This window comes from Bradyrhizobium sp. IAR9, from assembly GCF_013408065.1.
GTDB lineage: Bacteria > Pseudomonadota > Alphaproteobacteria > Rhizobiales > Xanthobacteraceae > Bradyrhizobium.
In genome coordinates, this window is sequence record NZ_JACBZW010000001.1 from 597,238 (window position 1) to 622,585 (window position 25,348).

General features: G+C 63.7%; 25 protein-coding genes. 12 read left to right on the plus strand and 13 right to left on the minus strand.

Features of this window, described 5'->3' with window-relative positions; translation table 11 throughout:
* Positions 1 to 9 precede the first annotated feature (9 nt).
* A complete protein-coding gene (locus GGD67_RS02930; protein ID WP_179730785.1) occupies positions 10 to 1,506 on the minus strand; it encodes a CoA-acylating methylmalonate-semialdehyde dehydrogenase in 1,497 nt (498 codons plus the stop codon).
* Positions 1,507 to 1,608: 102 nt separating this feature from the next.
* Between GGD67_RS02930 and GGD67_RS02935 the strand changes: the two genes are divergently transcribed.
* Positions 1,609 to 2,517, plus strand: coding sequence for a LysR family transcriptional regulator (locus GGD67_RS02935; protein ID WP_018319879.1), 909 nt, complete (start codon positions 1,609 to 1,611; stop codon positions 2,515 to 2,517).
* A gap of 110 nt (positions 2,518 to 2,627) precedes the next feature.
* On the opposite strand, the gene GGD67_RS02940 is transcribed toward GGD67_RS02935, so the two are convergent.
* Together GGD67_RS02940 and GGD67_RS02945 are read right to left on the minus strand one after the other, a co-directional pair.
* The gene (locus tag GGD67_RS02940; RefSeq protein WP_179730787.1) at positions 2,628 to 3,245 is read right to left on the minus strand and encodes a TetR/AcrR family transcriptional regulator; all 618 of its coding nucleotides are present in this window, start codon (positions 3,243 to 3,245) and stop codon (positions 2,628 to 2,630) included.
* A 64-nt stretch (positions 3,246 to 3,309) separates the two neighbouring features.
* Positions 3,310 to 3,843 (minus strand): PaaI family thioesterase, encoded by a 534-nt coding sequence (locus tag GGD67_RS02945; protein WP_018319877.1) that lies wholly within the window; start codon positions 3,841 to 3,843, stop codon positions 3,310 to 3,312.
* 154 nt (positions 3,844 to 3,997) lie between these two features.
* On the opposite strand from GGD67_RS02945, the gene GGD67_RS02950 reads away from it, so the two are divergent.
* The 3 genes from GGD67_RS02950 to GGD67_RS02960 all read left to right on the plus strand — a co-directional run bounded on the left by GGD67_RS02950 (position 3,998) and on the right by GGD67_RS02960 (position 7,693).
* Positions 3,998 to 4,768 carry an enoyl-CoA hydratase gene (locus GGD67_RS02950; protein WP_179730789.1) on the plus strand — a complete coding sequence of 257 codons (771 nt, stop codon included), beginning with the start codon at positions 3,998 to 4,000 and terminating at the stop codon, positions 4,766 to 4,768.
* Between the two features lie 319 nt (positions 4,769 to 5,087).
* Positions 5,088 to 6,284, plus strand: coding sequence for an acetyl-CoA C-acyltransferase (locus GGD67_RS02955; RefSeq protein WP_179730791.1), 1,197 nt, complete (start codon positions 5,088 to 5,090; stop codon positions 6,282 to 6,284).
* A gap of 113 nt (positions 6,285 to 6,397) precedes the next feature.
* Positions 6,398 to 7,693: an MFS transporter gene (locus tag GGD67_RS02960; protein WP_179730793.1), complete on the plus strand. Its 1,296-nt coding sequence runs from the start codon at positions 6,398 to 6,400 to the stop codon at positions 7,691 to 7,693.
* On the opposite strand, the gene GGD67_RS02965 is transcribed toward GGD67_RS02960, so the two are convergent.
* The 3 genes from GGD67_RS02965 to GGD67_RS02975 form a co-directional block, all read right to left on the minus strand.
* Entirely contained in the window at positions 7,690 to 9,036 is a 1,347-nt protein-coding gene (locus GGD67_RS02965; RefSeq protein WP_179731406.1) for a carbohydrate porin, read from the minus strand. The two genes, GGD67_RS02960 and GGD67_RS02965, sit on opposite strands and share 4 nt — an antisense overlap.
* 54 nt (positions 9,037 to 9,090) lie before the next feature.
* A complete protein-coding gene (locus GGD67_RS02970) occupies positions 9,091 to 10,107 on the minus strand; it encodes a transporter (RefSeq protein ID WP_020508724.1) in 1,017 nt (338 codons plus the stop codon).
* Between the two features lie 109 nt (positions 10,108 to 10,216).
* Entirely contained in the window at positions 10,217 to 10,996 is a 780-nt protein-coding gene (locus GGD67_RS02975; protein ID WP_018319871.1) for an acetoacetate decarboxylase, read from the minus strand.
* A gap of 198 nt (positions 10,997 to 11,194) precedes the next feature.
* Here GGD67_RS02975 and GGD67_RS02980 point away from each other — a divergent pair, with 198 nt between their 5' ends.
* From GGD67_RS02980 to GGD67_RS02990, 3 genes are all read left to right on the plus strand, one after another.
* Positions 11,195 to 12,370 (plus strand): patatin-like phospholipase family protein, encoded by a 1,176-nt coding sequence (locus GGD67_RS02980; protein WP_018319870.1) that lies wholly within the window; start codon positions 11,195 to 11,197, stop codon positions 12,368 to 12,370.
* Positions 12,371 to 13,561: 1,191 nt separating this feature from the next.
* Positions 13,562 to 13,987, plus strand: coding sequence for a DUF4440 domain-containing protein (locus GGD67_RS02985; protein ID WP_246784227.1), 426 nt, complete (start codon positions 13,562 to 13,564; stop codon positions 13,985 to 13,987).
* Positions 13,988 to 14,141: 154 nt separating this feature from the next.
* Positions 14,142 to 14,417, plus strand: a complete 276-nt coding sequence (locus GGD67_RS02990) for a DUF3303 domain-containing protein (protein ID WP_018319867.1) — start codon at positions 14,142 to 14,144, stop codon at positions 14,415 to 14,417.
* Between the two features lie 295 nt (positions 14,418 to 14,712).
* Here GGD67_RS02990 and GGD67_RS02995 read toward each other — a convergent pair whose 3' ends face one another.
* Positions 14,713 to 15,507: an IclR family transcriptional regulator gene (locus tag GGD67_RS02995; RefSeq protein WP_179730797.1), complete on the minus strand. Its 795-nt coding sequence runs from the start codon at positions 15,505 to 15,507 to the stop codon at positions 14,713 to 14,715.
* Positions 15,508 to 15,741: 234 nt separating this feature from the next.
* Here GGD67_RS02995 and GGD67_RS03000 point away from each other — a divergent pair, with 234 nt between their 5' ends.
* From GGD67_RS03000 to GGD67_RS03020, 5 genes are all read left to right on the plus strand, one after another.
* The gene (locus tag GGD67_RS03000) at positions 15,742 to 16,902 is read left to right on the plus strand and encodes an aminotransferase class V-fold PLP-dependent enzyme (RefSeq protein WP_179730799.1); all 1,161 of its coding nucleotides are present in this window, start codon (positions 15,742 to 15,744) and stop codon (positions 16,900 to 16,902) included.
* A 29-nt stretch (positions 16,903 to 16,931) separates the two neighbouring features.
* The gene (locus GGD67_RS03005; protein ID WP_179730801.1) at positions 16,932 to 17,840 is read left to right on the plus strand and encodes an amino acid ABC transporter substrate-binding protein; all 909 of its coding nucleotides are present in this window, start codon (positions 16,932 to 16,934) and stop codon (positions 17,838 to 17,840) included.
* Between the two features lie 62 nt (positions 17,841 to 17,902).
* Positions 17,903 to 18,697, plus strand: a complete 795-nt coding sequence (locus GGD67_RS03010; protein WP_179730803.1) for an amino acid ABC transporter permease — start codon at positions 17,903 to 17,905, stop codon at positions 18,695 to 18,697.
* Positions 18,694 to 19,386, plus strand: a complete 693-nt coding sequence (locus tag GGD67_RS03015) for an amino acid ABC transporter permease (RefSeq protein WP_179730804.1) — start codon at positions 18,694 to 18,696, stop codon at positions 19,384 to 19,386. The genes GGD67_RS03010 and GGD67_RS03015 overlap by 4 nt, the downstream gene beginning before the upstream one ends.
* A gap of 23 nt (positions 19,387 to 19,409) precedes the next feature.
* Positions 19,410 to 20,177: an amino acid ABC transporter ATP-binding protein gene (locus GGD67_RS03020; protein ID WP_210286293.1), complete on the plus strand. Its 768-nt coding sequence runs from the start codon at positions 19,410 to 19,412 to the stop codon at positions 20,175 to 20,177.
* A gap of 52 nt (positions 20,178 to 20,229) precedes the next feature.
* Here the strand turns inward: GGD67_RS03020 and GGD67_RS03025 are convergent, their stop codons facing one another.
* The 6 genes from GGD67_RS03025 to GGD67_RS03050 form a co-directional block, all read right to left on the minus strand.
* A complete protein-coding gene (locus GGD67_RS03025) occupies positions 20,230 to 20,724 on the minus strand; it encodes a hypothetical protein (RefSeq protein WP_179730806.1) in 495 nt (164 codons plus the stop codon).
* A 356-nt stretch (positions 20,725 to 21,080) separates the two neighbouring features.
* Entirely contained in the window at positions 21,081 to 21,827 is a 747-nt protein-coding gene (locus GGD67_RS03030) for a CoA-transferase (protein ID WP_179730808.1), read from the minus strand.
* Entirely contained in the window at positions 21,824 to 22,630 is an 807-nt protein-coding gene (locus GGD67_RS03035) for a CoA transferase subunit A (protein ID WP_210286294.1), read from the minus strand. The genes GGD67_RS03030 and GGD67_RS03035 overlap by 4 nt, the downstream gene beginning before the upstream one ends.
* A 56-nt stretch (positions 22,631 to 22,686) precedes the next feature.
* Positions 22,687 to 23,901, minus strand: coding sequence for a 3-sulfinopropanoyl-CoA desulfinase (acdA, locus tag GGD67_RS03040; RefSeq protein ID WP_179730810.1), 1,215 nt, complete (start codon positions 23,899 to 23,901; stop codon positions 22,687 to 22,689).
* Positions 23,902 to 23,957: 56 nt separating this feature from the next.
* Positions 23,958 to 24,533 (minus strand): peroxidase-related enzyme, encoded by a 576-nt coding sequence (locus GGD67_RS03045; protein ID WP_179730811.1) that lies wholly within the window; start codon positions 24,531 to 24,533, stop codon positions 23,958 to 23,960.
* 4 nt (positions 24,534 to 24,537) lie between these two features.
* Entirely contained in the window at positions 24,538 to 25,224 is a 687-nt protein-coding gene (locus GGD67_RS03050) for a TetR/AcrR family transcriptional regulator (RefSeq protein ID WP_179730812.1), read from the minus strand.
* Positions 25,225 to 25,348 lie beyond the last annotated feature (124 nt).

A 25,348-nucleotide genomic window follows, 5' to 3' on the forward strand; every position in this document is an offset into this window, starting at 1 on the left:
TCAAGGGGATCACTTCATCAGCGGGATCGAGAACTCCGCGCCTTCCTTGACGCCGGACGGCCAGCGCGAGGTCACCGTCTTGGTCTTGGTGTAGAAGCGGACCGAGTCCGGACCGTGCTGGTTGAGATCGCCAAAACCCGACTTCTTCCAGCCACCAAAGGTGTAATAGGCGATCGGCACCGGGATCGGCACGTTGATGCCGACCATGCCGACATTGACCTTGGCCGCGAAGTCGCGGGCGGCGTCGCCGTCGCGGGTGAAGATCGCAACGCCGTTGCCGTAGTCGTGATCCGAAGGCAGCGCCAGCGCCTCCTTGTAGTCGTGCGCACGCACGACCGAGAGCACGGGGCCGAAGATCTCTTCCTTGTAGATCCGCATGTCCTTGGTGACGTTGTCGAACAGCGAGCCGCCGAGATAAAAGCCGTTCTCGTAGCCCTGCATCTTGAAGCCGCGGCCATCGACTGCGAGCGTCGCGCCTTCCTTGATGCCGATGTCGATGTAGCCCTTGACCTTCTCGACCGCCTCACGCGTGACCAGCGGGCCGTAATCGGCGGACGGATCGATCGAGGTGCCGATCTTGAGGCTCTCGACCCGCGGGATCAGCTTTTCCATGAGACGGTCGGCGGTGGACTTGCCGACGGGGACCGCGACCGAGACGGCCATGCAGCGCTCGCCCGCCGAGCCATAGCCCGCACCGATCAGCGCGTCGACCGCCTGGTCCATGTCGGCATCCGGCATGATGATGGCGTGGTTCTTGGCGCCGCCAAAGCACTGGCAGCGCTTGCCGGTTTGGGCGGCACGCTCGTAGATGTACTGCGCGATCGGCGTGGAGCCGACGAAGCCGACGGCTTTGATATCGGGATCGTCGAGGATGGCGTCGACCGCCTCCTTGTCGCCGTTGACGACGTTGAGGATGCCGGCCGGCAGGCCTGCCTCGATCATGAGTTCGGCAAGCAGCATCGGCACGCCGGGATCGCGCTCCGACGGCTTGAGGATGAAGGCGTTGCCGCAGGCGATCGCGGGCGCGAACTTCCACATCGGGATCATCGCCGGGAAATTGAACGGCGTGATACCGGCGACGACACCGAGTGCCTGGCGCATCGAATAGATGTCGATGCCGGGGCCGGCGCCTTCGGTGTATTCGCCCTTCATCAGATGCGGGATGCCGCAGGCGAACTCGGCGACCTCGAGGCCGCGCTGGATATCGCCCTTCGCATCGGGAACGGTCTTGCCGTGCTCGCGGGCCAGCAGCTCGGCCAGCTTGTCGTAGTCGCGCTGCACCAGCTCGACGAATCTCATCATGACGCGGGCGCGGCGCTGCGGGTTGGTCGCAGCCCATTCGGGCTGTGCCGCGCGGGCGTTCTCGACGGCGGCGCGGACCTCCGCCTTGGACGCCAGCGACACCTTGGCCTGGACGTCACCGGTCATCGGCTCGAAAACGTCGGCGGTGCGGCCAGAGGTGCCCTTTACTTCCTTGCCACCGATGAAATGTCCGACTGAACGCATGGAATGATCTCCTTGAGGCCGAGCTTGAACGCTTTGACAAATCCTATCGACCTGCATTTTATAGGATTCAAGTCTGAGATAATGCACCATAGATGTGCGAAAATGCTGGATCAAGGCGCTATCGATTGGGACGACTTTCGCTTCGTGCTGGCCATCGTGCGGGGCGGCTCGGTCTCGGCTGCGGCAAAACAGCTCGGAGTGGACCACGCCACGGTGATCCGCCGCGTCGACCGGCTGGAAAAGCACCTCTCGGCTAAGCTGTTCGACCGGCGCAAGACCGGCTACCTCCTCACCGAGGCCGGCCAGCGCGTCGCCGACAGCGCGGAAGCGATGGAATCGACCATCGTCGCCAACCAGGAGCAGGTCGGCGGCTCCGTGGCGCGTCTGACGGGGACGGTGCGGATCGGCGCGCCCGACGGGTTCGGCACGGCCTTCCTGGCACCGCGGCTGGCCCCCTTCGCCGACCGGTATCCCGATCTCGATCTGCAACTTGTGGCCACCGCGCGGCTGTTCAGTCTCTCCAAGCGCGAGGCCGACATCGCCATCAGCCTGACGATGCCGAAGGAAGGCCGCATCGTCGGCCGCAAGCTGCTCGACTACCGCCTCGGCCTCTACGCCGCACCCGCCTATCTCGACCGCTTCCCCGCGATCACCTCGCGGCAGGATCTGCCGCAGCACCGCTTCGTCGGCTACATCGAAGAGCTCTTGTTCACGCCGGAACTCGATTATCTGCCGCAGGTGTCGCCACGGATCTCCGCGCGCTTCCGCAGCGCCAATCTGATCGCGCAGCTCAACGCCACGCTCTCTGGCTTCGGCATCGCAGTGCTGCCGCATTTCATGGCGAGCGATTATCCGCAACTCGTGCCGGTGCTGCCCGAGGAGATCTCGATCACGCGGACGTTCTGGATGCTGATGCACGCCGACAGCAAGGATCTGGCGCGGATCAGAGCGGTGGCGGATTACATCGGCGAGATCGTCGAGCGCGAACGGGCGCTGTTTGCGGGGCGGTAGCGACGATCCCGTAGGGTGGGCAAAGGCGCAAAGCGCCGTGCCCATCATCTCTCTTCGATAGCGACGAAGTCGTGGGCACGCTTCGCTTTGCCCACCCTACGGCACCTCGCCTAGGTCTTCACCTTCTTCACCGCCGCCGCCTTCGGCTCGCGCTTCGTGCCCTCCAGCGCACTGTCCCGGCCCACCTTCAACACCTCGTCGGACAGCTCGCTCGACCCGGCAATGCGGGCCAGCAGCATGGTGCCGGCCATCGTCGCCAGCGTCGCGACCGCCTGCTTGCGTGCGGCCTTGCGCGGCACGTTCGGGATGTTGTCCGCCAGCTGCTCGATCATCTCGTCAAGCTTGCCGGCAAATGCCTTTCGCGCCTTCGGGCTCTCGCGGGCGATCTCGGCACCGAGAGCGGGAATCGAGCAGCCATGGCCGGGATTGTCGCGATGCAGCGCCGACAGGTAGGCCTCCGCGATTATCGCCAGCTGCTTGTCCGGCGAAACCTCGTCGGTGATCTTGCGCCAGTGCTCCATCGAGCGGTCCATCGCATAACCGAACGCCTCGATCACCAGCGCCTCGCGGGAATCGAAATGCGCGTAGAAGCCGCCATGGGTCAGGCCCGCCTCCTTCATGAGGTCGGCGACGCCGATGCCATGGGCGCCCTTTTCGCGCAGTCGCACGGAGGCCTTCCTCACGATGCGGTCGTGGGTTTCCTGCTTGTGTTCCCGGGAGTAGCGCATGCGGTTCTCATTGAATGTCGATGGTCATCTCATAACACGCAAATGACGAAAAGGGTGCATTAATTCATGTTAAGTTGCTTCCGATCATGGAAAACGTTGCAGTTGCGTGCACCGCAAGGGCGCCCTTGCCGTCCCGGACGAAGCCTTCGGTGTAGCTAGTCTGCCGCCCCAGCTTGATCACCCTGCCTTCGGCCGAGATCAGGCCCGAGCGAACCGAGAGCGGACGCAGGAAGGTCATTTTCAGGTCGAGCGTCACGGAGCTCTGCCCGGCTTCCAACCGGGTCGAGATCGCGCATCCCATCGCGGTATCGAGCAGAGCAGCTGCGGTCGCGCCGTGAATGAGGCCGATGGTGTTTTCGAGATCCTCGCGCGGCTCCAGTTCCATGACGATCCGACCCGGCTCGACCACCCCCACATTGAAGCCGATCAGTTTTGCAAAAGGCGGCGGCGGCAGCCGGCCGTCGCGAATGCCCAGCATGGCGTCCATGCCCGACAGGCCCATCGCGACTTTCGCGACCGGCGCCGGCACTTGCCAGTCCACCACGCGCTCGCGCCGCTGCGCGGGCGAAAACAGTTCGAGTTGGTCGGCTTCAGTCATGGGATCCCTTTTGTATGATATATGTCATACTATGCGACGGACTTCGCACTTGCAACTCGCCCCCACCCCCGCTTGACAACAAGGACGTTTCGGCCCGGAAGTGGCACCGACCCGCGCGCCTCGCGCCGGTCCACGAAACCTTCGAGATGCCACGATGGAAATGCTCAACCACCACTGCGGCGTGACGCGCGATACGCGCGGGGTCGTTCATGTCACGATCTGCAACGCCGGCCCGCTCAATATTCTCGGCTCGCCGGTGACCGACGCCGTGCGCGAAGGCCTGCAGCGGCTTGCATCCGACCGCAGCATCCGCGTCGTGGTGCTGCGCGGCCAGAGCGAGAAGAGCATGATCGGCGGCGCCGACATCAAGGAGATGGCCAAGCTCGAGCAGAAATCGGCGGAGGCTTTCATCAGCCGCCTGCGCGATCTCTGCGAAGCGGTGCGCCAATTCCCGGCACCGGTGATCGCCCGCATGCCCGGCTGGTGCCTGGGCGGCGGCCTCGAAGTGGCGGCCGCCTGCGATTTCCGGATTGCCGCGCATGATGCGCATTTCGGCATGCCGGAGGTGCGCGTCGGCATCCCCTCGGTGATCCACGCAGCGCTCTTGCCGCGCCTGATCGGCTGGGCCCGGGCGCGCTGGCTGGTGATGACGGCGGAGAACATCGACGCAGCCACCGCGCTCGCCTGGGGGCTGGTCGACAAGGTGGCACTTGAGGGCGGACTGGATGCCGAGATCGAGCATCTCGTGAACGCACTGCTCGCATGCGGCCCCGAGGCACTGCGGTCGCAGAAGGCGCTGCTTCGGCAACGGGAGGAGCTGCCGCTAACGGAGTCGGTGAATTTGAGCGTGAAGGTGTTCGGCGAGTCGTTCCTCACGGACGAGCCGACGCGGCTGATGCAGGCGTTCGTCAACAGGAAGCGGTAGGCGCGCTGTGATGGGTTAGACTCTCTCCATTTTAAAGGCGTCATGCCCCGGCTTGACCGGGGCATCCAGTACGCCGCAGCCTCTCGGCTCAATCATAGCCGCCTGTGGAATACTGGATCGCCCGGTCAAGCCGGGCGATGACAGCGGTGTGTGTGGAACGACCAAGCTTCATCCCCACCCGGCCCAACCTCCCTGCCCGTCTCACACGACCAAATCTCATGCGAACCGCAAGATTTTCTCATCCCTGTCGCGGTTGCATTTTTTGCGGCGCATCATATGATGATCATAATCCTACACATCATCGCCAGGGAGTCCCATCATGGCCGAAGCCGCCGATCCCGTCGTCATCGTCTCCGCCGCCCGCACCCCGCTCGGCCGCTTCATGGGCGAGCTCTCGCCTCTTCCCGCGCACAAGCTCGGGTCACACGTGATCGGCGCGGCGCTGGAGCGCGCAAGACTCGCGCCCGAGAAAGTCGACGAGGTCTTCATGGGCTGCGTGCTGCCGGCCGGCCAGGGCCAGGCACCCGCGCGGCAGGCGGCGCGCGCGGCCGGGCTGCCCGACGCCACCGGCGCGACCACGGTCAACAAGGTCTGCGGTTCCGGCATGAAGGCAACCATGCTGGCGCACGACATCATTCGCGCCGGCTCGGCCGATATCGTCATCTCCGGCGGCATGGAGAGCATGAGCAACGCGCCCTATCTGCTGGCCAAGGCACGGGGCGGCTATCGCGTCGGCCATGACCGCATCATCGACCACATGATGATGGATGGCCTTGAGGACGCCTACGAAACCGGCCGTTCCATGGGCGATTTCGGCGAGGCCACCGCGGAGACGTACCAGTTCACCCGCAAGGACCAGGACGCCTATGCGATGGAGACGCTGAGCCGCGCCCGCAAGGCGGTCGAGGGCGGCGCGTTCAAGGCTGAGATTGCGCCGATCACGCTCGCGGAAAAGGCCGGTCCCCGCATCGTCGCCAATGATGAGCATCCGCTGAAGGTCGATCCGGCCAAGATCCCAGGCCTGAAGCCGGCATTCCGTGCCAACGGCACCATCACGCCGGCCGCCTCCTCCGCCAATGCCGACGGCGCCGCGGCGCTGGTGCTGACGAAGCGCTCGCTCGCCGATCGGGGCGGCCTGCCTGTTCTCGCGGAGATCAAGGGCCACGCCACCCACAGCCAGGAGCCGCAATGGTTCACCACGGCGCCGATCCCCGCGATCCGCAAGCTGCTCGACAAGGTCGGCTGGGCTGCCTCCGACGTCGATCTGTTCGAGATCAACGAGGCCTTTGCCGTGGTGGCGATGGCGGCACAGCGCGATCTCGGCATTCCCCGAGATAAGCTGAACATCAATGGCGGCGCCTGCGCGCTCGGGCATCCCATCGGCGCCACCGGCGCGCGGCTGATCGTGACCCTGCTGCATGCGCTCGAGGCGAACAACCTCAAGCGCGGTATCGCCGCGCTCTGCATCGGCGGCGGCGAAGCCACGGCGATCGCGGTGGAGCGGCTGGCGCGCTGACGCGCGGGTGTCCGAAATAGAGGGAAGTCTGTCATTTCAGACTTCCCTTCCCCGTGCCAGACTGGAACCATGACGCGAGTCCCACCGGGCTCGCCAAACCACATTGAGGCCCAATGATCTCGAACTGGCTCGCGGCAGCATTGTCCCGCCGCAACATTCATTACGGCTGGGTGATGGTCGGCGTGACCTTCCTCGCCGCGCTGATCAGCGCCGGCACAGTCGGCGCGCCCGGGGTGTTCATCGTTCCGCTTCAAAAGGAGTTCGGCTGGAGCACGGCGCAGATCTCCTCCGCACTGTCGATCCGTTTCATTCTGTTCGGACTGATGGCGCCATTCGCGGCCGCCCTGCTCAACCGCTACGGCCTGCGCAACGTCACGCTGGCGGCACAGCTCATCGTTGTCTCGGCGCTCGTGCTCTCGCTCGGCATGACCGAGGTCTGGCAGCTCGTCGCGCTGTGGGGCGTGGTGATCGGCATCGGCACCGGCATGACCGCGCTGGTGCTCGGCGCAACCATTGCCACGCGCTGGTTCGCAGCAAGACGCGGCCTCGTCGTCGGCATCATGACCGCGAGCGTCGCCACCGGCCAGCTCGTGTTCCTGCCGCTGCTCGCAAGCCTCACCGAACGCTATGGCTGGCGGCTCGCGCTCGGGTTCGTCTGCATCATGCTCGCCGTCTCCGCGCTGGCCGTCCTGCTCGCGATGCGCGACCGGCCGAGCGATGTCGGTCTGCGTCCGTTCGGCGATGAGGGCACCGAGCCCCTGCCCGCCCCGCCCGTGAGCCACGGCTCGATCACGGGCGTGGCGCTCGGCACGCTGCGCGACGCCTCGAAGTCGACTGCATTCTGGATCCTGTTTGCGACCTTCTTCGTCTGCGGCGCCTCGACCAATGGCCTCGTCCAGGTGCACCTGATCCCGATGTGCCTCGATTTCGGCATCCCGCAGGTGCAGGCCGCGAGCCTGCTTGCGGCCATGGGCATCTTCGACTTCTTCGGCACCATCATGTCGGGCTGGCTGTCGGACCGCTATGACAATCGCTATCTTCTGTTCTGGTATTACGGCCTGCGCGGGCTCTCGCTGATCTTCCTGCCCTTCAGCGATTTCTCGTTCTACGGCCTGTCAATCTTCGCGATGTTCTACGGTCTCGACTGGATCGCAACCGTGCCGCCGACGGTGCGCCTCACCGCGCAAAAGTTCGGGCCCGAGCGCGCCAATCTGGTGTTCGGCTGGATCTTTGCAGGCCACCAGCTCGGCGCCGGGACCGCCGCCTTCGGCGCTGGTCTCTCGCGGACGGTCTATGAGAGCTACCTGCCCGCGTTCTTCATCGCCGGCGCGCTCTGCGTGTTCGCCGCGCTGATCGTGCTGGCGCTGTCGCGGCAGCCGAAACTACAGCCGGCGGCGGCCTCGGCCTAGTACCGGATCGTGGAGGTGACGCCGAACACCGCGGCGTCACCGATCCGCGAAACGCCGCTGGAATCGTTCGGGTTCTGAATTCCGCCCGAGGGGCGGAACACATATTGGAAATATGGCGCGATCAGCCAGCCCGGCTTGATATGCGCCTCGTAGATCATCTCGATCAGCGTTTCGTTGCTGCGCACCGGACTGCGGATGCCGGTGAAGGCCTGCGTATCGACGTCGAGATTGCGCGCGGTGTTAGAGATCCGCATGTAGGCCATCGCCACGCCGAAGCGGTCGAGCGGACGGCCCGGCGTGAAGCCGACGAAGCCGATACCGCCGTCCATATAGAGATCGATCAGATTGCGATCCGGCGGGCTGTAGGCGATGCGGCCGAACGCGGTGATGCCGGGGAGCGAGGCCGACGTGCTGGTCTCGGTGACCTCGGGCGGGCGATAGAGCACCTGTTCGATCACGGCGAAGATGCCGTAATTGCCTTTGAGCCTTGCAGGAATACCGCTGCCGCCGGGATCGGCGATCGACATCCCCTCCGCCGTCAAGCGCTGGCTGTCGAACGAGCCATAATGCTTCCACGCGCCCGGCGTGAAATTGCCGGCGAGCGGGCGGCCGCCGATATCGATGGCGTAGTTGAAGCGAACCTGCCCGATCACCCACGGCGGATCGTTGATGCGGAATGCCAGGCCATGATGATCGCGCAGTTGCGGATCGACATCACCGGGCCCTGACGGATCGCCGTTGAACACCGCACCATACGCGGTGATCTTGTCGGTTAGCGCAGCCTTGATGCGAATGCCGGGTACGGCGATCGGCGGCGCCGGGCCGCCGGCCGGAAGGTTGCTGGCCTTGATCGCGGGCCAGCCGAAGGTGCCGTTGACGAAGAGGTCGTCGGTCTGGCTGTCGAAGAACTCGACATCGGCGGCCTGCTGGCCGGCCCGGATGTTCAGGCGGTCATTGAAAAAGCTCTGCTCGAAATAGGCATTGTAGAGCCGCTGGTCCGGCAGCGCCTCGATCTCGCTGATGGTGGCGAGGTTCATCACGTAGTTGCGGGAAAGGCCCTGGCCGTAGATGATGAAGGCATTGGCGTAAAAGCGGCCGCCGGTCCAGCCGACCAGCTTGCCGAGGTCGGCATCGACCGACAGATCGAGCCGGCCGAAATGGATGGCGCCGCGCTTCACGCCGCCGGCGGCATTGGCGATATTGTCTGCGATATAGGTGGCGCCGAAATTCAGGCCCTTGCCGGCAAGGCCGTCATGCCACGCGTTGAACCATTTGGGAAACAGCCATGCGGCCGCGCTCTCGTCCTTGGCGCCGGCGCGCGCGCTCGTCGCCGTGCAGGCCATCGCAATCGCGGCCGCTACGGATATTTGGGTCGCCCAACTCACGATCGACACACGCTACTTGAAGATACCGGTGCGCCGCATGAAGAGATAGGCCGCTGCCACCGAGGAGGCCATCAGCACCGCTGCCCAGATGAATCCGCTCTCGACGTCGGTCAACGGCAGGCCCTTGGTGTTCATGCCGAAGATGCCGGTGATCAGCGTCGGCGGCAGCAACAGCGAGGTCACGATCGAGAGGGTGTGGAGATGGCGATTGCTCTCCTCCTCGTTCTTGAACCGCAGCTCCTCCTCCAGCAGGCGGCTGCGCTCGCGGAGCTCGACGATGTCGTGATCGAGGCCATCGAGCCGCTGCGCCAGCTTGCCGGCCTGGATCCGCAATGCCGGCGACAAATGATCGGTGTTCTTCTGATCGAGACGGTGAAACAGCGTGCGCAATCCCGTGAGCTGCCGATGCAGCCGCACGCAGGTGCGGCGGAGCCGGCCGAGGTTGCGGCGCATCTCGGGCCTGGCGTCATCGGCGAGGATGCGCTCCTCGATATCGTCGATCTCCTGGCCGAGCTTGTCGGCCATCCGGTCCAGCGTGTCGGCGACCTCGTCGACGATCTTTTCGAGCAGATGGGCGACGTTGTCGACGCGGTAGCCGCCTTCGAGCACCCGCCGCGTGGCGTCCGCCGAGCACAGCGCCTGGTGGCGGCCGGAGACCAGCAGCCGCTCGGTCATGGCAAAGCGGAGGAACGCGGTCTCCTCCGTCGCGCTGTCGATCTCGCGCACGAGATCGGAGAACACGCCGTAGACGCAGTGGTCGATGACGTGAAGCTGCTGGAAGGTGTCGCTCGACAGCAGCAGCTCGCGCGCCAGCGGCGGCAGCTGCGACGCTCCGATCCAGGGCCGTGCCCGCGCGTCAGTCAGGTTGAAATGCAGCCAGAGCCGGCCGTCATGGCTGAACTCGATCGGCTGGTCGATCGGCAGCGCCTCGGCACTGCCGTCGCTGTGCAGGCGAAAGGCCCAGACCAGGCCGGGAATGGCGGGATCAGTGCTCGATAAGGCGCTGACAAGCTTTGCCGGCTCAGCCATGGCCAACCCCAACCATCAGCAACTGCCCCATTCCGGACGATGGCTGACGGCATCTTCCGGACCCAGGCGGTACTCAATTACGCCAGTGTTACAGTTTGATGATGCCGCCCTATTCCGCCGCCAGCCCGGTCGCGGCCGCCTCGGCTTGCCTGATGTAGTCGTGCACGACGCGGCCGAACGGCAGCGTCAGATCGGCGATGTAGTGATGCGCGCCGAGGCAGCGGCGCACCGGGAAATCCGCGACCGGCGCGTTGACATGCGGCACCAGATGCAGCCGGCCCGGCCCCATCCAGGAGCCCTTCGGCACGATGTCGACGAGGTTGATCGCGACCAGCTGGCAGACCTCGAGACGGCCGTCGACGCCCGGGATCATCTTCAGATTGATCTGCGTCTTCGACAGCGTGGCGCGGGTGAGATCGCCGTTGCCGGCCATGCTCTCGTGCTTGTAGCCCATGGTGCCCATGGCGACGAGCTGGCCGGCATATTCCAGCGTGCCCGTCAGCGTGTCCTTGACGATCTCGAGCTTGGGATGTGCGTACTTCTTGGGAAAGCCCCAGATCTCGCGGCCGGCGGCGATCGGCGGATCGTCGTCCAGATACATCTGCGAGACGAAGTTGACGTCCTCGCCGTTGAGGCGCGCGGGGATGACGAGGCCGGATTCGGTGTAGCTGCCGAAGCCGGAGGAGTCAGGCATTTTGATCCATTCGTAATGCACGATCGGCTGGTCGATCGGCTGCAGCGGCTCGGGCAGGCCGGCGCGGATCAGCTCCGGATCGGTCTCGTAGGTGATGACAAGGAATTCGCGGTTGACGAACCGATACGGCCCGGCCGGATAGCTCGGCCCCGCCGCCGGCATTGACGGAAGTCTCAGCACGTCTTCGCTACGCATCGCAGGTCTCCTGTGATCCTGATCGGCGGCAATTGCTAGCGATCCTCATTGACTGCGATGTGAAGCTTTTCCGTCAGCCGCACGACCCCTGCCGTTGCAGCGTGGTCGGTCTGCGTTGCCGGCGCTGCATCGGTGCCGGCTTGTCATCACGCCGTCACCACGGGACGCAATCGTCTGGCGCAAGCAGGAGGCATCACCATGGACGCCCGCACGTCGCAACCGACATATCAGACACATCAGGCGCCCTCGCGGGGCTGGCGGCCCGAGCGCTGCGATCGCGTCGCGCTGGTGCTGCAGGGCGGCGGCGCGCTCGGCGCCTACCAGGCCGGCGTCTATCAGGCGCTGCACGAGGCGGGCATCGAGCCCGACTGGGTCTGCGGCGTCTCGATCGGCGCGATCAACTCCGCCATCATCGCCGGCAACAAGCCGGAGAAGCGGCTCGAGGCGCTGCGCATCTTCTGGGAGCGCATCACCAACCGCAAGATCTGGCACTACACCCCTGACGGCGACGTCTTCCGCCAGTGGCGCAATCTCACGAGCGCCTGGATGACCTCGGCGATGGGCCAGCCCGGCTTCTTCACCCCGCACCAGGTCAATCCCTGGTTCAGTCCGGTCGGCGCGCGCACCGCGACCAGCTATTACGACACGATGCCGCTGAAGGAGAGCTTGCTTGAGCTGGTCGACTTCGATCTCATCAACGAGAAAAGGGTTCGCTTCGCGGTCGGCGCAGTCAACGTGCTCTCGGGCAATTTCATCTATTTCGACAATTCCCATGACGAGATCGAGCCGGAGCACATCATGGCCTCCGGCGCCCTGCCCCCGGCGCTGCCGATGGTGCGGATCGGCACCGATCATTTCTGGGACGGCGGCATCGTCTCCAACACACCGCTGCAGCATCTGCTCGACCAGGAGGATGCGCTCAACTCGCTGGTGTTCCAGGTCGACCTGTTCAGCGCGCGCGGCGTGCTGCCGCGCTCGATCCAGGACGTGATGGCCCGCCACAAGGACATCATGTATTCCTCGCGCACGCGCCACAACACGGACGTCTATCGCCGCACCCACAATCTCAAGGTCCTGCTCCACAAGGCGCTGGCGAAGCTGCCGGACGAGCAGCTGTCCGACGAGGAGCGCAAGCTGAAGGCGAGCCTGTGCCACATGCCGGAGATCGCGATCCTGCATCTGATCTACCAGCAGAAGGCCTATGAGGGCGACGCCAAGGACCACGAATTCTCGGGCACCTCGATGCGAGAGCACTGGACCAGCGGCTACGAGGACACCAAGCGCACCCTGAAGCGCCGCGACTGGATCAAGATGCCGGAGGAAGGCATGGGCCTCGTGGTGCACGACGTGCACCGGGAGACGGAGAGCGCGTAGGAGCGCTCGTGTCCCGGACGCGCTGCAATGCGTAGCATTGCTGCGCAGAGCCGGGACCCAGACACTGCGCGGTCCGTCGCAACATAGGCCTCGGCTCTGCAGCCGCATCGTCCTTCTGGACGATGCTTTGCCTCGCCAGGGGGACGCCGCGCTACGTCCGGGGCACGAGACTGCCCATAAAACATGATCCATTCAGAAGACACACCGTCGCATTCTCGCGGCTCATTTCGCCCGAGTTTTGACTCTCTTTGTTGCCCTTCTTGTTCAGAAAGGGCGCAGGGAAGGCCGGGCGCCGGCTGGCACCCGCGGTCCCGTGTGCAAGCAAGACGCGCACGGGGTGGACTACAGGTGTAGCCGGGCCACCGGCCTTCCCTGCGCGAATGGCTTTACGGCTTATGTCGCGCTCTCCCCGGGGAGCGATGCACTATTGCCCCCGTCGCCTTGCGGATGACTGATGTACGAACCCGGTTGGGCCGCAACATCACCGCAACACTTGACGCACAGACCCCGGGCGTCAGGACCACACGATTTTGCCGTCCGCGCACATCCCCGTTCCTGTCCCCGATGGCTTGCGTGCGCTCACCATCGAGGCCGGACCGAGGACGCCGTCAGCGCCGTGTCGTATCGCGCGTGCTGCTGCTCACGGGATTCCCGCCCTGCAGCCAGCCCAGCGCGCCGACGCCGTCGCGGCCACCGCCTCCCGGCCCGCGTCTCGTGACGATCGCGAAACGCCCCTTGTGGCGGGCGGGATGGGCCATCGATACGACATATCCGAAATTCGGTAAATAGGAATGTTTTTGCGTCGAGGGATTGACAGGGTGTTTTGCCCGACGGGCGGCGGGCGAGTGTCACCGTGACTGAATATTCGATGCAACAGCGTAATGGGCGTTCGGGCCCGTAATCACCGGAATGGAGCAACAGCAGATCGTTTCGAGCAAGTCGCTCCCCTTCGGGCCGAGCCCGTCGGGGACGAAGAGCGCGCCTGGTCAAGCGTTCGAGCCGCGACATGGAGTGCTCGTCAGGTCAGTTGCCCGTCAATTTCCACTGCGCAGCTTCGTCAACGGTGCTGACGGTAATTCTCCGGAATTGCCGTTGCGTCTTCCTCGGTCTGGGATGGACCATTCAATGCATCCACTTCGAGACAGACGACTGCCCCTGTATCTGTATCGTACATTGAGTCTGGAGATGATCATGCGCAACATTGCATCGGCGATTGCAATCGTGATCTCGTTGAGCGCGCCGGCTTTGGCTCAGAAGGCCGAGATCGAAGCAAACAACGCGAAATGGATAGAGATGTTCAACAAGGGAGATTTTTCCGGGATTGCGTCCCTCTACAGCGCCGATGCGACCGCGCTCCCGCCCGGATCCGCGATGGTGCAGGGCCGACCAGCCATCGAGGTCATGTGGAAAAGCATGGCTGAACAAGTGAGCGATCCGAAGCTCACAACGGTGGATGTCAAGTCACTCGGTTCTTCCGCGGCCCGTGAGATCGGCACGTTCGTCCTGAAGACCAAGGGATCGACACCGCAGGAAGTGACCGGAAAGTATGTCGTCGTCTGGGAGAAGGTCGGAGACGACTGGAAGCTCGCCACCGACATCTGGAACGACGGCAAGTAGCCGTCTTACCTCCAAACCAGTGCTTGCGCAGGAAGCAGGAGGGATCAAACCGACGCGCGTTCATTCGGCGTTGTCATTCGATATGCAGGCGCTATCGTGCGCATGCGGCGCAGCCGCGACATTCATCCGATAATTCTAGTCATGGGAGAATCGCATGAAATTCATAACCACCTGGAGCGTACCTCAAGGCACCTTCAATGCAGCCGTCGCCCGCTTTCTCGAGACCGGTGGCGCACCACCCGAGGGCGTCAAGATGCTGGGTCGCTGGCATGGCATGAACGGACAGGGATTTGCGATCTCTGAATCGAGTGATCCAAAAGCCATGTATCGTTGGCTCGCGCAATGGTCTGACCTGCTCCCGTTGACCGTCACGCCCTGCCTTGAGGACGGAGACGCGGGCGAGGTGATGGCGTCGCTCCCCAAGCGTTGATCATCAATACTCACGTCGCTGCCGCCGCTGAAACCGGCGGTGGTGACGTGCTCGACCGTGGTGATGTCGCCGCTAAAGCGAGATGCGATTAGGATGAATCGTCATCGCGCTTTAGGTTGTTGTTTGAGCATGATCTTTTCGGAAAACCGCTGCGCACTTTTCCGGCTCATGCTTTAGCGCTCAGACAGGGGCCGAATCTCCCGTTGCTCGAGGCGGTCGATTGGCGCGCGGCCGTTCGTGCTGGCCCAGCCAGATCATGAGGAGAACCAGCGCGCCAGCGAGACCGCTGATGCCATCATTGGGCACTTGCGCCATCGTCGTCCTCAACCTGCAGAATGGTCTCCGACAACAGGGCGGCTGCCTTTTGAAGCGGCGCGATGAACCGGTCCAGTTCGACGAAGCTCACGCGCGCCACCGGCACCGAGACGCCCAGGCAAGCGATCAATTCTCGATCGGGTGACAGAATGGGGACGGCGCACCCCACAACGCCCTTGACGTATTCTTCGTTTGTCTTGGCCCAGCCCTTCTGCCGCGTGTCCTCGAGGGTCTTCATCAGTCCGTGGACATCGACGATCGTCGTGTCCGTGTATCTGGTCAGAGGGAGTGCGCGGCACAAATTCGCCCTCGTCCGCTCAGGCAGTCTGCTCATGTAGATCTTTCCGGTCGACGTGCAGTGTAGCGGCGCCGCTTCTCCCGGATTGAACTGAAGGCCTTGCGGCTCCGAAACGCGAACGCTGTCGACATAGGCAACGACATTGTCGCGGACGACGCCAATCTCGCACTGTTCGCCGATCTCTCCCGCAACCGCCCGAAGCACCGCGTGCCGTCGCGCGGTGCGGAAGGCCGCTCCGATGACGGACGCGGACAGTGTGACGAGCTGGTTTCCGACAACGTAACGCTTGGTCCCCAACGCCTTCTGAAGCAGTCCGCGGTCCTCGAGATTTCCGATCAACCTGTGCGCCGTCGGCAGCGGCAGCGAGAGAGCCTTTGCGATCTCGGCCGCCGAGACGGCTTTGCGCTGGTCGGCGACGTGCCGAACGATCGCGAAAGCACGATCCAATGGCCCGTCCTTCTGAATGCGCTTCGTCATTGCCCCCGGCCAAATTAGCTAGCGAAATCAAGATTTCGCATAATATTATCATTTTTCGGAATGAAAGATATTGAAAATCGAAAAATAAGTTTGTCGAAACTCCTAAAGCTCATATTCTCGGCGCGGCCGGTGACTGACCAGAAATTGTGCAACGCAGTCTCGCCGTTCCCAGAATCTCGCTCCGCCGCTTGGCCGAGAGCCAAGTCGCTGGCGGGGCGCCAACAGGAGATGTGCATGTCTCGTCACTACGACGTGGACGCCGTGAGGAAGGAATTCCCCGCTGTCGAGCGGATGGTCTATCTGGACTCCGGGTTTCAAACCCCGCTTGCACGCCCGGTGAAGGCCGCGATCGAGCTCTTCCTTCGCGAGGGCTTCGAGACGGCCGGACCGAAGAGCGTCTGGCTCGACCGGGTGGAGCAGACCCGCGCCAAGGTCGCTCGCTTTCTCGGCGTGACGGCGGATGAAATCGCCTTCACGAAAAACACGTCGGAAAGCATGAACGTCGCGGCAAACGCACTGCCGCTCCGGGCCGGCGACAATGTCCTGATGATCCACGGCGATCATCCGAACAACGCCTACGCATTCCTCCATCTGCAACGGAAGGGCGTCGAGGTCCGCTTCATCCCGATGACTGACGTCGTCGATGCCGACAGCTTTGCGCCTTTCATCGACGAAAACACGCGTGCGATCTCGATGTCGCACGTGACCTTCCACGCCGGTCACCGCTTTGACATCGAGAGCGTCGGCGCGATGTGCACCAGGAAGAAGCTCTACTTCGTGGTTGACGTGATGCAGGCAATCGGCGTGGTGCCGGTCAACGCGGCGGCGATTGGCGCCAGCTTCATCGGCTCCGGCAGCCATAAGGGATTGCTGGTTCCGCAAGGACTCGGGCTTCTCTATTGGGACAAGACGCTCAAAGAGCTGGAGCCGGCCTATCTGGCGGCCGCGAGCCTCGCCGAGGTCCCTGATGATCTCATCGCGCGTGCCGACAGAATGGCGCCCTCGCCCGCCGCCAGGCGCTTTGAGCTCGGCAACTTCAATCTGCCCGCGGTCCATGCGCTGAGTGCTTCGCTCGACATGATCGAGCAGATCGGGGTCCAGAACATCCAGAACCACTGCTTTGACCTCGGCGATCACCTGATCACGCGCCTGGACGAGCTGGGCGTCGGCCTCGTTGGCCCGCGCGAGCGCAAGCATCGCGCTCCGCACATCTACGTCATCGCCCTGCCGGCATCGGACTGGCTTGGCCATTTCGAGGAGAACGGTGTGCGCGTGTCGCCCGAACGGGATGGCATTCGCGTCTCACTCGGCATGTTCAACACCGCAACCGACATCGATCGCCTGATCGACGTCATTCGCCGGCGAGGGCTCGGACGCCCGTCCGCCGCAGCTTGACCTCGAGAACCGATGGGAAGGGAAAAACCATGAAGACGCTTGTTCAGATGCTCGGACGCCTCTCAGGACTCCTGGCCGTACTCCTGGCCGCCAGCCCAAGTCCCTCCGCGGCAGCCGACAGCCCGACGCTCGATAAGATCAAATCCAGCGGCGTAATCACGATCGGTCACCGCGAGGCTTCCATACCGTTCTCGTACCTCGGGCCCGATCAGAAGCCCATCGGCTTCTCGCTCGATCTCTGCGCGGCGATCGTCGATCGCATCAAGGAGGAGCTGAAGTTGCCCAACCTCAAAGTCAACTACACGCCAGTGAACTCCTCGAACCGGATCCCGCTGATCCAGAGCGGGACCGTCGACATCGAGTGCGGCGGCACCGCGAACGACAAGAAGCGGCAGGAACAGGTCTCGTTTTCGGTCGCGACGTTCGTCAGCCAACCGCGATGGCTCGTCAAGGCCACCAGCGGCGTGAAGACCGCCGGCGACCTGAAAGGCAAGACGATTGTCGTCACCCAAGGCTCCAACGCAGTCGGCTTCGCGCAGAGCGTCAACGCTAGGGAGCAACTCGGCCTCAACATCGTCCAGGCCAAGGACCATGCGGAATCCTTCCTGATGTTGAACACCGGCCGTGCGGCCGCCTTCATGGAGGACGATATCCTCCTCGCCGGGCTCAAGGCTGCCGCGCCAAATCCGGACGCGCTCCTGTTCCTTCCCGAGGGCTACGCAAAGATCTACTATGGATTGATGTTCACGAAGGGTGATGCCGGCTTCAAGGGCCTCGTCGACGACGTCCTCTCCAAGCAAATGGCATCCGGCCAGTTCGAGAAGACCTACGCGAAATGGTTCACCAAGCCGATTCCGCCCAAGGGTGAGAACCTCGCATTCCCGCTCACGGACGAGTTGATGGCGCGGATCGCGCATCCCAGCGATGCTGTCGACTGATTGACGGAGCTGACCGTCCCGCACGGAAATCCTCGTTCGCACCTGCAACCTGAGGGCTCGCGATGTTCGGAGTGCTTTTTGAACAGACGGCGGACGGCCAGCGCTATATCGACTGGCTTCTGTCGGGTCTCGGTTGGACGTTGGCCCTGGCCTTCTTCGGTTGGTGGATCGCCTTCGGCATCGGTGTGGTCGTCGGCGTAGGCCGCACGGTCCAGAATCGCTTCTTCTCCGTCCCGGCCCGGCTCTATGTCGAGATATTCCGGAACATCCCTGTCCTGGTGCAGATGTTCCTCTGGTACTTCGTCTTCCCGGAGGTCGTGCCCAGCGCGCTGGGCGATGCCATCAAGCAGATCCCGCCACCCTGGGCGTCGTTTTTCCCGGCGCTCCTCTGCCTGGGACTCTACACGGCGTCCCGAATAGCCGAGCAGGTCCGGGCGGGCATCGAAGCGCTCCCAAGGGGACAGATCGAAGCGGCCAACGCTCTCGGCCTCAATGGCTATCTCACTTATCGATACGTCATCGTGCCGCAGGCCTTGCGCCTCATCGTGCCGAGCCTCACCAGCGAGGTGATGGGCATCTACAAGAACACCTCCGTCGCCCTCACGATCGGCTTGATGGAGCTGACCGCCCAGGCGCGCCAGATCAGCGAGGCCACGTTCCAGACATTTACGGCATTTGGCGCAGCGACGATCATCTACCTTTGTCTGGCGCTGGTCGCCTATCAGGCCATGACCCTCATCGACAAAGCCGTCCGCATTCCGGGCAGCGCTCCCGTCAAGCCCGGGACTGACGAGGATCTGGCCACTGAGATGCGGCAAGGCGGCGCCCTGACCAACGCCATGGAGGTCGTGAAATGAACACCCTCGATTTCTCGATTGCAACGCAATCGTGGCCCTATCTCTGGTCGGGCCTGCTGTTCTCGCTTGCGCTCACGGCCGCCGCATTCGTCATCGGCATGGTTCTCGGAACCTGCCTGGCGCTCGTTCAGCATTTCGAGATTCCGGTGTTCGCCCAGATCATCCGCGGCTACGTTGCGGTCATCCGATCGATTCCGCTGATCCTCGTCCTGTTCTGGTTCTTCTTCCTGGTGCCGATCGTGCTTGGGCATCTCAGCGGCAACGGCCGCCCGATTCCGATCGGCGCCACCTATACGGCCTTCATCACCTTCGGCCTGTTCGAGGCCGCCTACTACTCCGAGATCATCCGTGTCGGGCTGCGAGCGGTGAACAAGGGCCAGTTCGAGGCCTGCCAGGCGCTCGCGCTGTCCACCTACGACACCTACCGCCATATCGTCCTCCCGCAGGTCCTGCGCGTGGCCAGTCCGATCATCCTCAGCCAGACGATCATCCTCTTTCAGGACACCTCACTCGTTTACGTCCTTTCCCTGACGGATCTTCTGGGCGCCGCTTCCAAGCTTGCACAGCTCAACGGCCGCCTCGTCGAAATGTACCTCGTCGTCGCAGTGGCCTATCTCGCCATCAGCTCGGCAGCTTCCCAGTGTGTCGCTGTCCTTCGCAAACGATACGCGCTCGCCACATCGCGATAACGCCTCTAGTCCGGGAGACGAACATGCATCGAGAGACCTCCAGCAATGCCGCACAGCCCGGTGCGATCGTCGTCGTCGAGAGCTTGGTGAAGCGGTTCGGCGCATTCACCGCGCTGAACGACGTCAATCTCAGGGTCGGCAAAGGCGAGAAGATCGTGCTGTGCGGACCTTCGGGCTCCGGCAAGTCGACGCTGATCCGCTGCATCAACCATATCGAGAAGCACGACGGAGGCCGGATCATCGTGGACGGCACCGAACTGAGCAACCGCCTCGCCGACATCAACAGCGTGCGCTGCGAAACCGGGATGGTGTTTCAGAGTTTCAACCTGTTTCCGCACCTCACGGTCGCCGAGAACTGCATGCTGGCCCCGATGAAGGTTCGCGGCATTTCGCAAGCAGAAGCCCGCGATCGCGCCCTGAGCTTGCTGCGGAAGGTTCGCATTCAGGATCAGGCGGACAAATATCCTGCACAATTGTCAGGCGGCCAGCAGCAACGCGTTGCCATCGCCCGAGCGCTGTGCATGCAGCCCAAGATCATGCTGTTCGACGAACCGACATCCGCGCTCGATCCCGAGATGGTCAAGGAAGTGCTGGACACCATGGTCGAGTTGGCGCGGGACGGAATGACCATGGTCTGCGTGACACACGAGATGGGCTTCGCCCGCGAGGTTGCCGACCGTGTGGTCTTCATGGATCGCGGAAGCATCGTCGAGGAGGCAGATCCGGAAACCTTCTTTCGGGCCCCTCGCACGGAACGAGCGAAGGGCTTTCTGAACCAGATCATCCACTAAAGGCGCGATGAGATCAGGATGAATCGTCATCGCGCTTTGATTTAGTGTTTGGCTACTTCACATCCTTGTTCAATTCGATCGCGACTTCCGCCATCCAGGAGCCCGGTGCCTCCATCAGGAAGGACTGATGGTTGCTCCTGGTCTGGATCGTCACCAGCGCGGCCACCGTATTTCCCTCTATTCGCGCCTCGATGAGGCCGTCCTTGTTGGTGCCGTAGACCTTGCCGCCCTGCCGGTACTCGCTCTCGAACCAGTTGCCGGAAAGCTCCGTCCCGCTCTGCTCGATGTTCGCGGACAGGACCATCTTGTACGCATCGCTCGCGCAGCGCAGGTCGAGTGTCAACGACCGCCCCGGCCTGGTCACGTTGTACGCCACCTTGCAGCGAACCTTCTCTCGCGGACCGTCCGACGGCTTCATGGTGCCGATGCCCGACCAGGCACCGGCCAGGCTGTCGAACACCGGCTCTGCGCACAATGGGCTGACGCCGCCAAGCACGAGGCAGACCGCGCCGATGCCCATGCGCGCCGCCGAAATCTTCAATGACATTCCATCAATCCCGATCTGAAAAGTCCGAGCGCGTTCTACGCCCGAACAGTCGCGGGAAGTTGTCGAAGATGTTTAGAAACGTTGCAGAGATTGTCCGAACGTTGCCGCAATCGCATTTTGGTACTTGGCGACCTGAGCGCGCGCCTCTCCCTTCGAGACGACCGCTTTCAGCGGTCTCCTCAGGATGAGGCTAAGCGGCATCGGAGCTCGTTGAGAGTGCTGCCGCACACTCCGTCCTCATCCTGAGGGCCCGCCAACGGCGGGCGTCTCGAAGGATGGCCACAGAGAAGTCGCCAAATGCGCTTGCCCTGCCTGCAAGCGGGAGAGAGTCGCGGCAGATCGGAACGAAACCCGCCTCACCCCGGACCGGGCATATTGCCCGCGAACTGCGGATAGCACTCGCGCAGCTCCTCGCGAATTCGGCCCCGGATCAAGGACAACGTCGCCTCGTCCGGCAAGGGCGTCGTGACCTCGCATTGCTCGTTGTCATACGAGAAGCCCGTCGTGCCTCGAATGTCGCGCCAACCATATCCCGGATGCGTGCTCTCGAGGCGAAAACGTCCCGCCTCTCGGTCGAAGGAAAACAACGCCGCATTGGTCAGCAGCGCATGAGGACCGCCTCGCCGATAGACCGTCTCGTCGGTAACTCCAGGCGCAGAGACGAAGTCCACGCGCTCCACCAGGGATCGCAAGCTGTGCTCCTCACGGAACAGAATGACCCGCGGCACCAGGAAATACAGATAGGCGGAGCCGAATGAGCCGGGCCATCTGACCGGATTGTTCGGATAGTCGCCGGTGCCGACAAGGTTGACGTTGCCCCGGCCGTCGATCTGGCCGCCACCGAGAAAGAAGGCGTCGAGACGTCCCTGCGCGGCGCAATCGAACAGCTCCTCGGCACCGCCGGTGAAGGAATTGTGCTTGACCGACCCGAGGATCGAGACCTGCACGCGCTCCAGCCCGTCACGCTGGTTGAGCGCACGCAACAGCATCGCTCCCGCCGCCGGCATCGGCGAGGATTGACCGACCGCAACATGCCGCACGCCTTTCAGCAGCCGCGAGATCGTGTAGATCATCAACTCACGGCTGGTGCACGCCTCGCTCATGCCGCGCTCCCCAGGTCCCGAACGTAGGCCTGGAAGCCTTCCGGCGAGCGCGCCGCCCGCGCGTATTTCTCGATTTCCTGCCCGTCCCTGGGATATTCGGCGTAGAGCCCGGTCGGCCATCCACCCTTCTCGAGCTGGGCCACCGCGCTCACATAGATCGCGGGCAGCACGCCCGCGGCCATGTTCTCGTCGTCGAGCAGCGACACTTCGGAGATTCGCTCGACGGTCACGAAGGCCTTCTTCGACGCGTGGGCCAGCAGCATTGTTTCGCGCCGGCGCCCAAGCCTGACGTTGCCGAACCGGTCCGCTTCAGGCGCGTGAAACAAGGCGATGTCGGGCTGGATCGCCGAGACCACGACGATCTTCTCAGCGTCATCGAACGGATTGGACGTCACCTTCCAATCGTCGCGCTTCTCCAGGACGTCGCTGCCGATGATGCCGCGGATCGGCATGAAGGGCACCCCCTTCTCCGCGGCCGTTAACCCTGCGAACACCGCCGGACAAGTGGCATCACGCAGGCGAATGGATCCGTCGCGCACAGCCCGGCTGAAACAAGGCGCGCCGCCCGCTTCGCCGAGACTGACGGCGCTCGTCTCCAGCGTCGCCACGGCGCCGGCGCCGATCAGCATATCGACCTGCATGCCGCCGATCGGTGCGCAGACCACATGGAGATCGCGAATGCCGCGATCGATCAGCATCCGGACCAATCCGGGGGCCGCGGCGTAGTCGTCCGGCGCCAGGCCGAGCTTGCACCCGGAGGGTATCATCTCCGCCATCTCTCGCGGCGTTACGAAGTCTGTCATCTCTTCACCTCTCCCTCGGGTTCCCATCAACCCGCCGCGTCGCGCACGATAGCGCCCTAGTCCTTTGCCGCAAGGTCCCTTGACACGACGTAGCCATCGCGCGTCTGCGGCAGCTTCCAGCCCAGGACCTTGCTGGCAACCAATGTGCGCAGCACCTGGGCCGTGCCGCCGCCGATCGTGAACATGCGGACATCGCGCGCCATCCGTTCGAGCGGAAAGTCGCGCGAATAGCCGCGGGCACCGAACACCTGCAGCGCGTCGTTGACGATCTTGATGGCGGCTTCCGAGGCGAAGATCTTCGCCTGAGCGGCAAGCATGGGATCGGGGAATGCGCTGCCGCCCGGCCCCCGTGAAGCCGCCGCCGCGTGCAGCATCAGGCGCGATGCGGTCAGTTGCGTCTGCATATCGGCGAGCATCCAGTGCAGCCCCTGAAATTCGCCGATCGGCCGGCCGAACTGCTCGCGCGTCTTGGCCCATGCGATGGCGTGCTCCAGTGCGCCGGCCGCAATCCCCATGGCAACCGTGCCGGCGCCGACGCGCTGGCTGTTGTAGGCATTGATGAGGTCGGCGAAGCCGCGCTTGAAGCCTGAGGGCGGCAGCAGCACCATGTCCGGCGTGATCTCGAGGTCCTCGAACACGAGCTCGCCCTCGGGCATGCCGCACAGCCCCATCGTCGTCTCACGCTTGCTGACGCGGAGCCCTTCCGCCTCGCCGCGCACCGCCAGGAAGCCGCCGACGCCCAGCTCCTCGCCGCTCTCGTCGAACACGCGCGCAAAGATCAAATGGAGACGAGACACTCCGGCGCCGGTGATCCAGTGCTTCTTGCCGTTGAGCACATAGCGGTTGCCGCGCTTGTCGGCTCGCGTCGTCATTCCGCTCGCATCGCTGCCCGCGTCGGGCTCGGTGATGCAGATGGCCGGCTTGTCGCCATCCAGGACGAGATCGGCAGCGCGCTTTTTCTGCGCGTCGGTGCCGTAGGCCATCACGGTCGAGATGGCGCCCATGTTGGCCTCGACCACGATCCGCGCAGACACGGTGCAGGACCGGGCGATCTCCTCGATGACCAGCACCGTGTCGAGGAAGCTCCGACCCTGGCCGCCATATTCCGGCGGAATGGTCATTCCCATGAAGCGCTCGGCCTTCAGCGCCTCGACGACGTCCCATGGATATTCACGCGACCGGTCGATGTCGGGGGCACGTTTGCGGATCGTCTCGTTGGAGAGCGCAGCAGCCCTCTCCTTCAGCGCCAGCTGCTGGGATGAGAGCTCCATGTCCGTTCTCCATGTCCGCGGACGAGCGTGCTTGCCGAACAGGTCAGTCAGCCCGATCAGCCGCGTCCCATGTTATAGAATTCCGGGTTCGGACGCATGCTGGTGACGTTGGCAAGCCGGTTGGAGAGACCGAAGAAGGCCGAGATCGCGGCAATGTCCCAGATGTCGTCTTCCGTGAACCCGTGCGATTTCAGCGTGGCGAAATCGGATTCGGAAACCTTGTAGGCCTCGGTCGAAACGCGCACGGCGAAATCGAGCATCGCCTTCTGCCGGTCGGTGATATCCGCCTTGCGGTAGTTGACCGCGACCTGATCGGCAATCAGCGGATCCTTGGCGCGGATGCGCAGGATCGCGCCATGCGCGATAACGCAATACTGGCATTGATTGAGGTTGCTGGTCGCAACCACGATCATTTCCCGCTCGGCCTTGCTGAGGTTGCCGGGCTTGTCCATCAGTGCGTCGTGATAGGCAAAGAACGCGCGAAACTCGTCCGGCCGGTGCGCCAGCACGAGAAAGACGTTCGGAATGAAGCCGGACTTCTCCTGGACGGCGACGATGCGGGCGCGGATGTCCTCTGGCATGTCGGCCAGATCAGGGACAGGGAAGCGGCTGACTGCAAGTGCCTGGGTCATGGCATTATCCTCGGTACTCGTCGATGGAAGTTGGTACGATCACGCGTTCCTTGGCCTGGATCATCGCGAGAAATCCTCGCGCGAAGACGTCGAGCGCGTCGGGGCGTCTTTCCAGCTTCGCCCGCAGCACCGCGCCCTCCCAGCCGATCCAGAAGAAATGCGCGAGGCTGTCGCAATCGGCGTCTTCCGGAATGTGGCCCGCCTGCTGCGCCGCTTGGAGGCAGCGGGCGGTCCGGGCTTCCCAATCCCTGAGAACGGCAGCGAGGCGCTTTCGGAACGGCTCCGGCAGCGCCCCCATCTCCTGCCCGAGATTGCCGACGAGACAGCCACGCCGATAGCCGTAGCAAGCCATGCCCGACCGCGCGTCCGCGATGAAATCGCGCAGGCGGTCCAGCGGAGCCCGCGCTGCATCGTCGAACCATCGATCCAGCTTGCGGGCGAAATAGGCGGCGTAGGCATCGATCAGCTCGAGGCCGAAAGCCTCCTTGCTGCCGAAGTAGTGATAGAACGAACCCTTCGGCACGTCCGCGGAGTCCAGGATCTCCTCGACGCCGACGGCGCTGAATCCCTTTTCGGTCAGAATCGCAACGCCCGTGCGCAACAGACGCGCGCGCGGCGCATTCGGCTGCGACTGGTCCCTGGGAGGACGGCCCCGTCGGCGCGGCTCTGATACCGAGGCTGCTCTGTTCATGAAGGTTTATTAGACCGATCGTCTTGTCAAATCAACCCTCTTCCTCGCAAGGCTCAGATCTCCCGCGGACCGCCTTCGTCGCCGGCTGCAGTTCGAGACATCTTGCCGTTAGACTCCCCGCGCC

Bases quoted from the DNA above. Each gene is read 5' to 3' on its own strand.
- GGD67_RS02930 (WP_179730785.1), bottom strand. From the start codon at position 1,506: ATGCGTTCAGTCGGACATTTCATCGGTGGCAAGGAAGTAAAGGGCACC.
- GGD67_RS02935 (WP_018319879.1), top strand. From the start codon at position 1,609: ATGCTGGATCAAGGCGCTATCGATTGGGACGACTTTCGCTTCGTGCTG.
- GGD67_RS02940 (WP_179730787.1), bottom strand. From the start codon at position 3,245: ATGCGCTACTCCCGGGAACACAAGCAGGAAACCCACGACCGCATCGTG.
- GGD67_RS02945 (WP_018319877.1), bottom strand. From the start codon at position 3,843: ATGACTGAAGCCGACCAACTCGAACTGTTTTCGCCCGCGCAGCGGCGC.
- GGD67_RS02950 (WP_179730789.1), top strand. From the start codon at position 3,998: ATGGAAATGCTCAACCACCACTGCGGCGTGACGCGCGATACGCGCGGG.
- GGD67_RS02955 (WP_179730791.1), top strand. From the start codon at position 5,088: ATGGCCGAAGCCGCCGATCCCGTCGTCATCGTCTCCGCCGCCCGCACC.
- GGD67_RS02960 (WP_179730793.1), top strand. From the start codon at position 6,398: ATGATCTCGAACTGGCTCGCGGCAGCATTGTCCCGCCGCAACATTCAT.
- GGD67_RS02965 (WP_179731406.1), bottom strand. From the start codon at position 9,036: ATGGCCTGCACGGCGACGAGCGCGCGCGCCGGCGCCAAGGACGAGAGC.
- GGD67_RS02970 (WP_020508724.1), bottom strand. From the start codon at position 10,107: ATGGCTGAGCCGGCAAAGCTTGTCAGCGCCTTATCGAGCACTGATCCC.
- GGD67_RS02975 (WP_018319871.1), bottom strand. From the start codon at position 10,996: ATGCGTAGCGAAGACGTGCTGAGACTTCCGTCAATGCCGGCGGCGGGG.
- GGD67_RS02980 (WP_018319870.1), top strand. From the start codon at position 11,195: ATGGACGCCCGCACGTCGCAACCGACATATCAGACACATCAGGCGCCC.
- GGD67_RS02985 (WP_246784227.1), top strand. From the start codon at position 13,562: ATGCGCAACATTGCATCGGCGATTGCAATCGTGATCTCGTTGAGCGCG.
- GGD67_RS02990 (WP_018319867.1), top strand. From the start codon at position 14,142: ATGAAATTCATAACCACCTGGAGCGTACCTCAAGGCACCTTCAATGCA.
- GGD67_RS02995 (WP_179730797.1), bottom strand. From the start codon at position 15,507: ATGACGAAGCGCATTCAGAAGGACGGGCCATTGGATCGTGCTTTCGCG.
- GGD67_RS03000 (WP_179730799.1), top strand. From the start codon at position 15,742: ATGTCTCGTCACTACGACGTGGACGCCGTGAGGAAGGAATTCCCCGCT.
- GGD67_RS03005 (WP_179730801.1), top strand. From the start codon at position 16,932: ATGAAGACGCTTGTTCAGATGCTCGGACGCCTCTCAGGACTCCTGGCC.
- GGD67_RS03010 (WP_179730803.1), top strand. From the start codon at position 17,903: ATGTTCGGAGTGCTTTTTGAACAGACGGCGGACGGCCAGCGCTATATC.
- GGD67_RS03015 (WP_179730804.1), top strand. From the start codon at position 18,694: ATGAACACCCTCGATTTCTCGATTGCAACGCAATCGTGGCCCTATCTC.
- GGD67_RS03020 (WP_210286293.1), top strand. From the start codon at position 19,410: ATGCATCGAGAGACCTCCAGCAATGCCGCACAGCCCGGTGCGATCGTC.
- GGD67_RS03025 (WP_179730806.1), bottom strand. From the start codon at position 20,724: ATGTCATTGAAGATTTCGGCGGCGCGCATGGGCATCGGCGCGGTCTGC.
- GGD67_RS03030 (WP_179730808.1), bottom strand. From the start codon at position 21,827: ATGAGCGAGGCGTGCACCAGCCGTGAGTTGATGATCTACACGATCTCG.
- GGD67_RS03035 (WP_210286294.1), bottom strand. From the start codon at position 22,630: ATGACAGACTTCGTAACGCCGCGAGAGATGGCGGAGATGATACCCTCC.
- acdA (WP_179730810.1), bottom strand. From the start codon at position 23,901: ATGGAGCTCTCATCCCAGCAGCTGGCGCTGAAGGAGAGGGCTGCTGCG.
- GGD67_RS03045 (WP_179730811.1), bottom strand. From the start codon at position 24,533: ATGACCCAGGCACTTGCAGTCAGCCGCTTCCCTGTCCCTGATCTGGCC.
- GGD67_RS03050 (WP_179730812.1), bottom strand. From the start codon at position 25,224: ATGAACAGAGCAGCCTCGGTATCAGAGCCGCGCCGACGGGGCCGTCCT.